Origin of the sequence: Streptomyces sp. 2114.4, assembly GCF_900187385.1 — a bacterium.
Classification (GTDB): domain Bacteria; phylum Actinomycetota; class Actinomycetes; order Streptomycetales; family Streptomycetaceae; genus Streptomyces; species Streptomyces mooreae.
Window position 1 is genome coordinate 2,725,632 of the sequence record NZ_FYEY01000001.1, and the last position, 12,832, is coordinate 2,738,463.

Annotated in this window: 6 protein-coding genes; 3 read left to right on the forward strand and 3 right to left on the reverse strand. The window is 72.0% G+C overall.

All coding sequences use genetic code 11. The features are described 5' to 3' along the window. Positions 1-119: 119 nt before the first annotated feature. The 3 genes from CFW40_RS11795 to CFW40_RS11805 all read right to left on the reverse strand — a co-directional run bounded on the left by CFW40_RS11795 (position 120) and on the right by CFW40_RS11805 (position 8,863). Positions 120-1,538, reverse strand: coding sequence for a S28 family serine protease (locus CFW40_RS11795; protein WP_088797742.1), 1,419 nt, complete (start codon positions 1,536-1,538; stop codon positions 120-122). A 205-nt stretch (positions 1,539-1,743) separates the two neighbouring features. After that, positions 1,744-5,727: an ABC transporter ATP-binding protein gene (locus CFW40_RS11800; protein WP_088797743.1), complete on the reverse strand. Its 3,984-nt coding sequence runs from the start codon at positions 5,725-5,727 to the stop codon at positions 1,744-1,746. Between the two features lie 217 nt (positions 5,728-5,944). Next, the gene (locus CFW40_RS11805; protein WP_088797744.1) at positions 5,945-8,863 is read right to left on the reverse strand and encodes a discoidin domain-containing protein; all 2,919 of its coding nucleotides are present in this window, start codon (positions 8,861-8,863) and stop codon (positions 5,945-5,947) included. A gap of 236 nt (positions 8,864-9,099) precedes the next feature. Here CFW40_RS11805 and CFW40_RS11810 point away from each other — a divergent pair, with 236 nt between their 5' ends. The 3 genes from CFW40_RS11810 to CFW40_RS11820 are packed head-to-tail and all read left to right on the forward strand — an operon-like array spanning position 9,100 to position 12,717. After that, the gene (locus CFW40_RS11810; RefSeq protein WP_256331503.1) at positions 9,100-9,963 is read left to right on the forward strand and encodes an ATP-binding cassette domain-containing protein; all 864 of its coding nucleotides are present in this window, start codon (positions 9,100-9,102) and stop codon (positions 9,961-9,963) included. After that, on the forward strand, positions 9,935-12,055 hold the full coding sequence (locus tag CFW40_RS11815; RefSeq protein ID WP_088797746.1) for a YhgE/Pip family protein: 2,121 nt from the start codon (positions 9,935-9,937) through the stop codon (positions 12,053-12,055). Before CFW40_RS11810 ends, CFW40_RS11815 begins: the two co-directional genes overlap by 29 nt. A 2-nt stretch (positions 12,056-12,057) precedes the next feature. Then, on the forward strand, positions 12,058-12,717 hold the full coding sequence (locus tag CFW40_RS11820) for a TetR/AcrR family transcriptional regulator (RefSeq protein ID WP_088802062.1): 660 nt from the start codon (positions 12,058-12,060) through the stop codon (positions 12,715-12,717). The last annotated feature ends 115 nt before the right edge of the window (positions 12,718-12,832 follow it).

Sequence of the window (12,832 nt, forward strand, 5' to 3'; positions counted from 1 at the left end):
CGTTCCGGTCATCGCACCGCGGGCGCCGGGCGCTTTGACGCGGCGGCATGCGGCCGCAGAGCCTCACCCCCTACGGGCCTGCGGGCCTCCAAGCCCCACGGCCCCACGGCCCCACGGCCTCACGGCCTCAGCATCGGCATCCGCCGGACCTCTTGCCGGTCCAGCTGCTTGTTGTACGGCGCCAGCGGTGCGGCCTCGCCGGCCGGGGCCTGGACACCGGCCCAGTCGAGCAGCTCGGCGGTGGCCTTGGTGCGGTCGGCCTCCGCCAGCTTCGCGATGTTCGAGCCGTGGTTGCCGCCGGGCACGGTGAAGACGTACGAGTCCCGGGTCCCCTTGCCGACCTCGAAGTGCTCCGAACCCCACGGGTCGTACTGGCCGTTGACGAACATCATCCGGTTGGCGTGGTGCCGCACCCAGTGGTCGACGTCGGGCATCGCGCGCTTGTCGAAGCGCATCGGGATGTCCTTCGGCACGAACGACCGCGAGTTGTTGATCCCGGGGTACTTCAGCAGGCCGGCCAGCTGCGGATAGCGGTAGCCGGGCTCACCGAGCTGGGTGCCCGCCTGGTAGTAGTACGGCGTGTACGGCTCCATGCCCTGGTCGGTGTAGCTGTCGAAGCCGCCGACCGTGTCCATCCACTTCCACAGGTCGTCCGTGGAGACGGTCGGCTTGGGCACCTCGGCACAGGCGGTCTCGGCCGGCTGGTACTGCCAGAACCCGAACACCAGGTCCGTGACCATGACTTCATAGGCCCGGTCGGCGCTGCCGAGGGTCTTGAAGGTCTGCTTCTCCTTGTCGGCCCAGGCCTGGAACCGGGCGACCATCTCCTTGCGGCGCACCAAGGCCTCGCGCTCGATGGCGGCGAGATCGCTGCGGCACTGCGCGGTGCCGACGGTCTTGAAGAACCGGTCGTAGGCGGAGTCCTCGTCGTTGCGTACGTCGTTGGGCGCGACGTAGGCGACGGTGCCGTTCATGTCGTGCGGGAAGAAGCGGCGGTAGTACGTCGCCGTCATGCCGCCCTTGCTGCCGCCGGTGTCGATCCAGTTCTTGTCGTAGATCCGGTGCAGCGCCTGGAAGATGCGGTGCTGGTCGTCGGCGGCCTGCCGGATGTCCAGCTTCTTCCAGTCGGTGGGCGTGGGCCGCGACGGGGTGAAGTAGCGGTATTCCAGGGAGATCTGGTTACCGTCGATGATCTTGGTGGGCTCACTGCGGGACGGCGTGGTACTGACGTTGTACCCGGAGGTGAAGAACACCGTCGGCCGGTCCACCGACTTGTGCAGCAGCGTCAGCCGCTGCTGGAAGGTCCCCTTGGAGGGGTGCCGGTGGTCGACCGGCTGGGCGTAATTCAGTACGAAGTAGCGGTAGCCGTCTACCGGCTTCTCCTCGATGAGGCTCATTCCCGGGATCGCGAGGATCCGGTCCTTGATGTCCCCGGTCTTCGGCTCGGCGGCGGTAGCCGCTCCTGCCGGCGCACTGCCGGCTCCCGCCGTGCCTATGAGCACCGCGAGTGACAGCAGCCATCTGGTGGCCTTGCGCATACACCCTCCCCTTGGGATAGCAAAGGTCGGGCTGAACCTATCGGCGCGACGGGGGTGCCACCAGCCCCTGGCGCCGTTCGGCGGATCAGCCGAACGGCGCACCGGCGGTGTGGGGAGGTGCCTCAGGTCTTCAGGCCCTCAGAAACCATCAGCCCCACAGACCTCATGCCTCAGACCTCATGCCACAGACCTCACGCCTCAGACCTCACGCCACCAGTTCCTCCTCCTCGCCCGTGAACGTGCGCCACAGCTCCGCGTAGCGGCCGTCGCGGGCCAGGAGTTGGGCATGGCTGCCGTCCTCGGCGATCCGTCCGCGGTGGAGCACCACCACGCGGTCCGCGCGGGCCGCGGTGGTCAGACGGTGGGCGACGATCAAGGTGGTGCGACGGCGGACGGAGGGGGCCTGGTCCCCCCGGGGGGAGCCGGAGGCCTGAGGGCGGGCGGTGGCCTGGTTGACGACGGCTTCGGTGGCCAGGTCCAGGGCGGCGGTGGCCTCGTCCAGCAACAGCACGTCCGGGTCGACGAGTTCGGCGCGGGCCAGCGCCAGCAGCTGGCGCTGCCCGGCCGAGAGGTTACGGCCGCGCTCGGCGATCTCGTGGAGGTAGCCGCCGTCGAGGGTCGCGATCATCGCATGGGCGCCGACGGCCCGCGCGGCGGCCTCCACCTCGGCGTCGGTGGCATCCGGGCGGCCGTAGGCGATGGCGTCGCGGACGGTGCCGGCGAAGAGGTAGGACTCCTGGGGGACCACGCCGAGGCGGCGGCGGTAGCCCGTCAGGTCCAGCTCGCGCAGGTCGGTGCCGTCGATCCGGACAGCGCCCGCTGACGGGTCGTAGAACCGTGCGACCAGCTTGACCAGGGTGGACTTGCCGGCGCCGGTCTCGCCGACGAAGGCCACGGTCTGGCCGGCCGGGATGGTCAGATCGATGCCGGCCAGCGCCGGCTCGTCGCCCTTGCCGTAGTGGAAGTGCACCGCGTCGAAGGCGATGTCGCCCCGCAGCGCGGGCACCTCGCGGGGCCGTTCGGCGGCCGGGGTGGTGGTCGGCTCGCGCAGCAGTTCCTGTATGCGGCCCAGGGAGACGGATGCCTGCTGGTAGCCGTCGAAGACCTGGGAGAGCTGCTGGACGGGGGCGAAGAACAGGTCGATGTAGAGCAGGTAGGCGACCAGCGCGCCGGCGGTGAGGGTGTGGGAGCCGACCCGGTCGGCGCCGACGATCAGCACCAGCGCGGCCGCCACGGACGACAGCAGCTGGACGAACGGGAAGTAGACGGATATCAGGAACTGGCCGCGGACCCGCGCCTGACGGTAGGCGTCGCTGCGGGCGGCGAACCGCTCCGCACCGCGCCGCTCGCGCCTGAACGCCTGGACGATCCGCAGCCCGGCCACGCTCTCCTGGAGATCGCCGTTGACGACGCTGATCCGCTCACGGGCCAGCTCGTACGCCTTCACGCTCTGCTTGCGGAAGAAGTACGTGCCGATGATCAGCGGTGGCAGGGTGGCGAAGACGACCAGGGCCAGCTGGAGGTCGATGGCCAGCAGGGCGACGAGTATGCCGAAGAAGGTGAGCATCGAGACCAGGGCGGTGACCAGGCCGGTCTGCAGGAACGTCGACAACGCGTCCACGTCCGTGGTCATCCTGGTCATGATCTTGCCGGACAGTTCGCGCTCGTAGTAGTCGAGCCCGAGGCGCTGGAGCTGCGCGAAGATCTTGAGGCGGAGGGAGTAGAGGACCCGCTCGCCGATCCGTCCGGTCATGCGGTTGGCGCCGATCTGCGCGGCCCACTGCGCCAGGACGACGAGCAGGGCGATCCCTGCGGCGGTCCAGACACCGACCAGCGCACCGCGCCGGACGCCCTCGTCGATGCCCTGCCGGATCAGGACCGGCAGCAGCAGCCCGGCCAGGGCGTCCAGGGCGACCAGCCCCAGCGCGAAGGCCAGCGGCCCGCCGAAGCCCTGCAGCAGCCGGCGCAGGCCGTAGGAGCGCTCGGGGCGCACGGCCCGGTCCTCGTCGACGTCCGGAGTGTCCGTTGCGGGCGGCAGCGCCGCCACCTGGGCGAGCAGTTGGGGGGTCGCAGGGAGTCCGGCCATCGCGGCGCCGATGCCGGGCCCGGCGGCGACGGCCGCGCGGGCCGCCATCCCGGCCCCGCCCGCCTCGGCCTCCTGTTCACGGCGCACCCACAGCTCGGGGGTGATGGTGCCGGCCGCCCCGGGCCGCCCCGCCGCACCGTCGCCCCCGGCCTCCGTCTCCCTCCCGGGCGCGACCCCGGCCTCGATCCCGGCCCCGGCCTCGGGTCCGGTGGCGTCCGCCGCCCGGTCCTGAGCCCGCAGCCGGCCGTCGGCGAACTCACCGTCGAAGATCCCGGACGGCTCACCCGCCGGGTCCCACCCGGTGCCGCCCAGCTCCTCCGGGTCGGCCAGCAGCCTGCGGTAGAGCGGACAGCGGTCTTCCAGCTCCTCGGTGGTGCCGATGTCGACCAGCCGTCCGTCGTCCAGGACGGCGACCCGGTCGGCGAGCGCCAGGGTGGAGGCGCGGTGGGCGATGAGCAGTGTGGTCCGGCCCGCCATGACGCCGCGCAGCGCCTCGTGGATCTCGTGCTCGACCCGGGCGTCTACCGCCGAGGTCGCGTCGTCCAGGACCAGCAGCCGGGGGTCGGTGAGGATGGCGCGGGCCAGGGCGACGCGCTGCCGCTGGCCGCCGGACAGGGTCAGCCCCTGCTCGCCGACCCTGGTGTCATAGCCCTGGGGAAGCTCCGCTATGAAGCCGTCGGCCTGGGCGGCGCGGGCCGCGGTGCGCACCTGCTCGTCGGTGGCGTCCGGGTGCCCGTAGGCGATGTTGTCGCGTATGGAGTCGGAGAACAGGAAGCTGCTCTCGGGCACCAGGCCGATGGCGGCGCGCAGGGACGGAAGGGTCAGGTCGCGCACATCGTGGCCGCCGACCAGGACCCGGCCCGCAGAGACGTCGTAGAAGCGGGGCAGCAGCAGCGAGAGGGTGGATTTGCCGCTGCCGGACGTGCCGACCACGGCGACCGTCTCCCCGGCCTCGATGCGCAGCGAGAGGTCGTCGAGGACGGGGCGGAGGGTCCCGGCCTCGCGCACGCCCTCACCCTCCCCCTTGCCCTCGCCGTCCTGCGGTCGCGCGTAGCCGAAGGTGACCTGGTCGAAGACGACCGTGGCCGGGGCGTCGGCGGGCAGTTCGCGCGCGCCGGCCCGCTCCTCGAGCGACGGCTCGGTGTCGATCAGCTCGTAGACCCGCTCCACGCCGGCCCGCGCCTGCTGGCCGACGGTCAGCATCATCGCCAGCATCCGGACCGGTCCGACCAGCTGGGCGAGGTAGGTGGAGAAGGCGACGAAGGTGCCGAGGGTGACCTGTCCCTGGGTGGCCATCCAGCCGCCGAGGGCCAGCATCGCTACCTGTCCGAGCGCCGGTACGGCCTGCAGGGCGGGGGTGTAGCGGGCGTTGAGCCGGACCGTGCGCAGGCGTCCGGCGAACAGCCGGCGGCTGACCTCGCGCAGCTTGCCGGTCTCCTGCTCCTCCTGCCCGAAGCCCTTGACGACCCGTACGCCGGAGACCGCGCCGTCCACGACCCCGGCGACGGCGGCGGCCTGCCCCTGGGCGTACCAGGTGGCGGGGAAGAGGCGGGCGCGGCTGCGCTGGGCGATGAACCACAGGGCGGGGGCGACGGCCAGCGCGATGACGGTGAGCAGCGGGGAGAGCACCGCCATCACGACCAGCGAGATCAGGAAGAGCAGGACGTTCCCGATCATCATCGGGAGCATGAACAGCAGGCCCTGGATCAGCTGGAGGTCGCTGGTGGCGCGGCCGACGACCTGGCCGGTGCTCAGCTCGTCCTGCCGCCGGCCGTCGAGCCGGGAGATCGCGCCGAACATCCGGGTCCGCAGGTCGTGCTGGGCGTCCAGGGCGAGCCGGCCGCCGTAGAAGCGGCGGATGTAGGTGAGGACGTAGACCGCGACCGCGGCGACGACCAGGAGGGCGGCCCAGGGGGCGAGGGCGCGCTCGTGCTTGACGATGACATCGTCGATGATCAGCTTCGGGACGAGCGGGACCAGGGCCAGCACGGCCATCCCGGCGAGCGAGGAGCCGAGGGCGAGCAGCACGTCCTTTTTGTACTGCCAGCAGTCGCGGATCAGCCGCCGCGCCCAGCCCGCTCGTTTTGAATCCGTCCCCGCCACCCGGTGCCTCCCGCGCCTCGACTCCTGACGCCTGGCACCAACACCGCGGGCGGCGGATTTCATCCCGCCGCAACAATTCTCCGGACGGAGCGGGGCACCCCGTCCACCTGCGCACGCGGGACGGCCCCCTCCCGGGTGGTCCGGTAGGGGGCCGTCTCCAGCGGGGGCCGTCTCCGTCCGAGACGTCGCCGGCAGGGCGGACGCGTGTGCCGAGCGGCTACTTCACCCGCTGCACCGTCAGCTCCGCGATCCCCGGATGCGGCTTCGGCTTGCCGTCCTTCCCCTTGCCCTGGTCACCGTGCACCACGACCCGTACGTACCGGGCCGGCGTCTTTCCCGCGTATCCGGTCCCCGACCAGTGCTTTCCGTCCCGGGAGACCTGGACGTTGTAGTCCTTGGGCCGGGTCGTGTTCCAGTGCGGGGTGATCTGCCCGACGCGGGTGGTGCGGCCGAGGTCGACGGTGAGGGTGCCGTCCTCGGAGTTGGGCACCCAGGCGGTGGTGCCGTTGCCGTCCACCGCGGCGGCCGCGTACAGACCGGGCTCCTCGGACGTCGCCTTGGCGGACGTGCAGCGGGCCGCGTTCGAGGTGGCCGCCAGGTCCGGGCGACGGGTCTTCAGGACGGCCGGCGCCCCACGGCTGACGATCTTGTCGCCCTCCGGGGTCTCGATCCGCATCGGCGCACCGGCGGTCAGCCGCACGGTGGTCTGGTGGGCGCCGAGGGCGATGTCGTAGGTCCGCCCCTGCCAGTGCAGGCCGCGCAGGGTGACGCCCTGGGCGAGCTGCGGCGGCAGCATCGGGTCGAGGTGTACCGCGTTCTCCCGCAGCCGCAGCCCCGTCAGCCCGTGGGTGAAGGTCTGCAGGAAGCCGCCCTTGCCGGTGAGGAAGTCCTGTGCGGGCTTGCCGGCGTGCGGGTCCTCGGCGCCGGCCTTCTCGCCGCGCGCCTCGGAGAACTGGTCGAACGGCCCGCGGACGAACGGCTGGATGGACCGCCTCAGGTAGGTGTACGTCGAGCAGCCGGGTTCGCCGATCCCGGCCGCGTCGATGGCGTGCACCGAGTCCGTCATGGCCGGGCCGTCCGGGTCGGTGTGCCCGGCGTAGAAGTCCAGCGTGCGGGCCGCCTGGGTCTGCGACATCGGCCATTCCAGCGGGTACATCAGCAGCACGGTGTCGGCCTGCTTGATGGTCGTTCCCTTGTACCCGGCGTACTGCTCGAAGATCTTCTTCTTGCTGTCGTAGGGGATGCGCAGCTTGTCGGCGATGGTGTTCCAGGAGGCCGGTGCCTTTTCGCCGAGGATCGCGGCGACGCGGGTGGCGTGGCGCAGCGCGGTGGCGGCGCCGGCGTTGGTGAAGACACCGTCGTTGACGCCGTTGCTGTACTCGTCGGGCCCTGCGACGTTCTTGACGGAGTAGCTGCCGTCGGCGTTGTGGGTGGCCCGTGAGGCCCAGAATTCGGCGATGCCCTTGAGGACCGGCCAGCCGCGGGACTTCAGCCAGGCGGTGTCCTTGGTGGCGAGGTAGTACTGCCAGGTGGCGAGGGAGATGTCGCCCATGAGGTGGTTCTGGGTCTTGCAGTGCGGCGGGTCCCAGCTGTGGCACTCGTTCCACAGGTCGCCCTTGCTGCCGCTGGTCCAGGGGTAGAACAGCCCCTTGTAGCCCAGCTTCGCGGCGTTGGCGCGGGCCCCGGCCCGGGTCTTGTAGCGGTAGTCGACGATCGACTTGGCGAGGTCGGGGTGGGCGGCGAGCAGGCCCGGGTACATCCAGGTCTCGGCGTCCCAGAAGACCTCACCGGCGTAGTTGTCGCTGGTCAGGCCGGTGGGGCCGATGCTGTTGCCGCTGCCGGCGCGGGTGGAGGACAGCAGTCCGTACTGCGCCGAGCGCACCCAGGACTGCAGATCCCGCTTGCCCTTCACCTCGATGTCGCTGCGCCACAGCCGCTGCCAGGCGGCGGCGTGCCGGGCGAAGAGGGCGTCCCAGCCGCGGTCGGCGGCCCGGCGCGAGGCCGCGTCGGCGGCGGCGCGCGGGGAGCGGGAGGTGAGGGCGGTGTCCACGCCGACGTACTTGGTCAGTTCGTACGAGCGGCCGCTGCGGACCGGGAAGGAGACCCGCTGCCGGTTGCTGAGCCCGTCCGCCCGTGGCGCCTGTCCGGGACGGTCCGCGCGCACTCCGGCCCCGGGGCGCAGCGTGGAGGCCACCGCGCCCTCGGTCTTCGTCCCGTCGGTGCGGAACCCGACGCCCATGGTGCGGCCGGAATCCCGGCCGGCGCCGGACTCCTTGCCGCGGGGCTCCGTGCCGCCGGTGTCCTTGCCGGCAGCGCCCTGCCCGCCGGCTTCCTTGCCGCCGGTGGCGGACCCGGCGTCGGACGCCGTCATCCGGCGGGCGCCGCGGCCGTCGAGGCGGTCGGTGACGGTGGCGTCGCCGCTCCAGTGGGGCGTCATCCGCAGGCGTACGGCGCCGGTGTGGGCGTCGTTGCGGTCGGCGAGCACGTCGTAGACCAGGTCGGTGGCGCGGCCGTCGGCGGCCGTCCAGGTCAGCGAGGTACGGACGAATCCGCAGCGCAGCGAGAGCGTCTGGCGGTAGTGCGAGATCCGGCCGGGTGCGGTGGCCGAGGAGAAGGTGTCGGGGTGCGCGCCGCCGGTGGCGACATCGAGGGTGGTCCAGGTGGGGAGGGCGGCGATGGCCTGCCGGCCCTTTACGCTCTTGGGTCCCTTGGCGTACAGGCCGGAGACGAAGGAGCCGTCGTACTCCGGTGTCTTCAGCGGCCAGCCGGTCGTGCCGCCGGGCGCGGCGTAGCCGGTGCCGTTGGGCGGCACCCGCTGTCCGAGGTAGCCGTTGCCGACGAAGGCGTGGTGGCTGTCCTTGGGGTCGATCTTGCTGCTGGTGGCGGTCCAGCCGTCGCTGCCGTCGCCCTTCATGCAAGGGCCCTGGGCGCCGTCGGCCCGCTGGGGCGCGGGCACCGGTGCGGAGGCGGAGGCCGAGACGGGCGCGAGGATCGCGACCAGGGCCGTGGCGAGCAGCGGGGCGACCAGCTTGCGGGAGCGGGGCGCCACCGGCCCGGACGGCTGCCCGGCCGCGGGAGAGTGCTCCGCCGGGGGCTGCGGGGGCGGGTCCACGGGGTGCTGTGCCGAATGTTCCATGGTTCTCCGTCGTATGTGTGCGCCCGTGCCGCACTACCGCGACACGGACATCACCTTGAACATCATCAGGCCCCCGCCTGCACGGCACCCTAGGCCGCTTCCCCCGTTCGGGTCACGGCCTTCCGGCCACGAAATTGTCCGGGCGCCTCCGGATCGCCACCCCCATGGATCACGCGGACCCTGGCTGCGGCTACACTTTTAGACTGACCAGTCAGATCAAAAGGGGAGGGGTGTTTGTGAACACCACCCGCCAGGGGGCGGCGGTCGACGCCAGGGGAATCGGGGTGGAGGGCCCGAGAGGGTGGGCCTTCCGGGGCATCGACATCTCCGCGGAACCGGGCACCCTGATCGCGGTCGAGGGCTCCTCGGGCTCCGGCCGCACCTGCCTGCTGCTGGCCCTCACCGGCCGGATGCGGATCACCGAGGGCACGGCGACGGTCGCCGGGCTTCCGCTGCCCCAGCGGATGGGTACGGTGCGCAGCCGTACCGCCATCGCCCACGTACCGGGCGTCGTCGACCTCGAACCGGCCCTCACGGTCGGCGAACACCTCAGGGAGCAGGCCCTGCTGGGCCACCGCTTCCAGGGCCTCGGCGCCTCGCTCCCCTGGAGCAAGCGCCACAAGGAGGCCACCCGGGCCCGGATCGAGGCCGCGCTCGCCGCCGTCCGGCTCGACCCCGCCACCCTGCCCAAGGGGCTGCGGACGGCCGTACGCGATCTGGAGCGGATCGAGGCGCTGCGGCTCTCCGTCGCGCTCGGGATCATGCACGGCCCGCGCCTGCTGGCCGTCGACGATGTGGACCTCAAGCTCTCGGAGGCCGAACGCGCCCAGGCCTGGCAGATGCTGCGGGACCTCGCGCTGGAGGGCACCACCGTCGTGGCGGCCGGCAGCGACGCACCGGCGGACGCCCTGGTCGTCCGCACCACGCGGACGAAGCCCGCAACCGCGGCCGCAGCCCCCGCCAAGGACGAACCCTCCGCCCCCGCCAAGGGCGAACCCCGCACCGCCGAGCAGGACGAGCCTTCGGCCCCCGTCCAGGACGCGCCCCACACCACCGAGGAGGAAGCAGCGCATGCGTTCGCCGAGACTGGCCGCGCTTGAGCTCAAGCGGTTCGGCAGGGGAAAGCTTCCCCGCCTGGGCCTGGTCGCCCTGATGCTGATCCCGCTGCTCTACGGGGCCCTGTACCTGTGCTCCTTCTGGGACCCCTACAGCCGCCTGGACAAGATCCCGGTGGCCCTCGTCAACGACGACAAGGGCGCCACCACCGGCGGCAAGAAGATCACCGCGGGCGACGACCTGGCCGAAAACCTCAAGGACAGCAAGAAGTTCCACTGGGAGGACGTCAGCGCCGCGGACGCCGCCAAGGGCGTCGAGAACGGCACGTACTACCTCTCGCTGACCGTCCCCGAGGACTTCAGCAAGCGGATCGCCTCCAGCTCCGGGGACACCCCGCAGACGGGCGCGCTCAAGGTCCGTACGAACGACGCCAACAACTACGTCGTCGGCTCGATCTCCAAGACGGTCTTCTCCGAGGTGCGTGCCAAGACCTCGGCCACCTCGGCGCGGGCCATGCTCGACAAGATCTTCATCTCCTTCTCCGACCTGCACGACAAGACCGCCGAGGCGGCGGACGGGGCCGGGAAGGTGGACAAGGGGGTCGGCTCGGCCAAGAAGGGCTCCGGTGATCTCGCGGACGGCCTCGGCAAGCTCAACGACGGCGCCGGCAAGGTCAGTCAGGGCGCCGGTGACCTGAGCAAGGGCGCCTCCACGGCCGTCGCCAAGGCCCGGGAGCTCAGCGCGGGCGCGGGCCGGGTCGCCGACGGCACCCAGCAGCTCGCCGAGAAGGTCCACGGCCTCGCCAAGAAGGACCTGCCCTTCCTGCGTGAGCACGGCAAGGAGATCGGCCGGGGCGCGCAGTTCGTCGCCGACGCCACCGAGACCATCGGCGACGTCCTCGACACCCTGCCGAACGACTCCGCCAAGGCCGCCACGCAGGCCCGCAAGAACGCCGACAACGCCGCGGAGATCTACCAGGACCGCTGCGGCGGGCTGCTGGACACCGACGCCGACTGCACCAAGCTGAAGGCGCTCGCGGACGGCAGCAAGGTGGCCGCCGACGCGGCGGAGAAGGTCAACGACGCCATCGCCGGAGCCGACTTCGGGCAGCTGCGCAGCAAGCTGCGCGAGATCCACCAGGGCGCGGAGATGGTCGCCCAGCAGGCACCGGGCATCGGGCAGCGCGCGGACACCGCGATCCGTCAGATCAACGCGCTCAACGCCGGGGCCCACAAGGTCTCCGAGGGCGCGGGCCTGTTCGCGAACGGCATCGGCACCCTCGCCGACGGCGCGGGCAAGGTCGCCGACGGCGCCGGCAAGGTCCACAGCGGCGTCGGTGTCGCCAAGGACGGCGCCGTCAAGCTCACCGGCGGTCTCTTCAAGCTCAAGGACGGCACCAACCAGCTGGCCGACGGGCTGCACGACGGCGTCGCCAAGATCCCCGACTACAACAAGAAGGACCGCGACGACCGCACCAAGGTGATGGCCGACCCGGTCGAGCTGGCCGCCAAGTCGATGCACAAGGCGCCCAACTACGGCACCGGCCTGGCGCCGTACTTCATCCCGCTCTCCCTGTGGGTGGGCGCGATGGTCGCGTTCATGCTGCTCCCGGCGCTGAGCAAGCGGGCGCTGGCCGCCGGCGCCCCGGGCTGGCGGATCACCCTCGGTTCCTGGCTGCCGGCCTACGCCGTCGGCGTGGTGCAGGTGCTGGCCCTGATGGCCGTCCTGCACTGGGGCCTGGGCCTGGAGATGGCCCGCTCGGCCGGCACCGTCGGCTTCCTGCTGCTGGCCACGGCCTGCTTCACCGCCATCATCCAGCTGCTGGGCGCGTTCTTCGGCCCGGCCGGCCGGGTGCTCACGCTGGTCGTGCTGATGCTCCAGCTGACCTCGGCGGGCGGCACCTACCCGGTGCAGACCAGCCCCGGGTTCTTCGCCGCCATCCACCCGTTCCTGCCGATGAGTTACGTGGTCGACGGCCTGCGCCGGCTGATCACCGGTGGTGACCTCGCCATCGTCCAGCAGGGCTGTGTGGTCCTGGTGGTCTTCACCGTCGGCGCGCTGGCGCTCACCGCCCTCGCGGCGCGCAGCCGGCAGGTCGTCCGGATGAAGGACCTGCACCCGGAACTCAGCCTGTGAGCGTGCTCCCGGGGCCCCGGGGCGGTGCCGTCGACGGCACCGCCCCGGGGGCTTCCCCCGTCACCCGCCGCAGCTCGACGCGCCGCCGGCTCTTCGACGCCGCCGTCACCCTCATCGCGGAACAGGGCTTCTCCGCCACCACCGTCGACGAGATCGCCGACCGGGCCGGCGTCGCCAAGGGCACCGTCTACTACAACTTCGCCAGCAAGAACGTCCTCTACGAGGAGCTGCTGCGGGACGGCATCGACCTGCTCGCCGACTCGCTGCGCCGGGCCGCCGACACCACGGCCGCCCGCGGCGGCACCCGGGTCGACGCCCTGGACGCCATGATCCGCGCGGGCCTGGACTTCATCGCCTGCTCCCCCGCCCTCATCCAGCTCTACGTCGCCGAACTGTGGCGCACCAACCGCACCTGGCGCGCCACCCTCACCTCGGTCCGCGGCCGTGCCCAGTCCGTCGTCGAGGCCGTCCTGCACGACGCCGTGGAGACCGGCGAACTCTCCGACGAGCTCGACATCCCGCTCACCGCCTCCGCCCTCCTCGGCATGGTCCTGGTGGCCGCCCTGGACTGGCAGTCCTTCCAGCCGGACCGCTCGGTCGAGGACGTGCATGCGGCGCTGTCGCGGCTGCTGCAGGGGCGGGTGGGGGCGGCCGCGCGTTAGGGCGCCCCCGGCGCGGCTGCCGCACGAAGGCCGGCCCGGTCCTGGACAGTTGTCCACGACCGGGCCGGCTTCACGCGTACCGCTCTCCCGCATGCCGGCTCAGCCGGCCGGTGAC

Excerpts from the sequence above, each read along its gene's own strand:
- CFW40_RS11795 (WP_088797742.1), bottom strand. The coding sequence starts at position 1,538 with ATGCGCAAGGCCACCAGATGGCTGCTGTCACTCGCGGTGCTCATAGGC.
- CFW40_RS11805 (WP_088797744.1), bottom strand. The coding sequence starts at position 8,863 with ATGGAACATTCGGCACAGCACCCCGTGGACCCGCCCCCGCAGCCCCCG.
- CFW40_RS11815 (WP_088797746.1), top strand. The coding sequence starts at position 9,935 with ATGCGTTCGCCGAGACTGGCCGCGCTTGAGCTCAAGCGGTTCGGCAGG.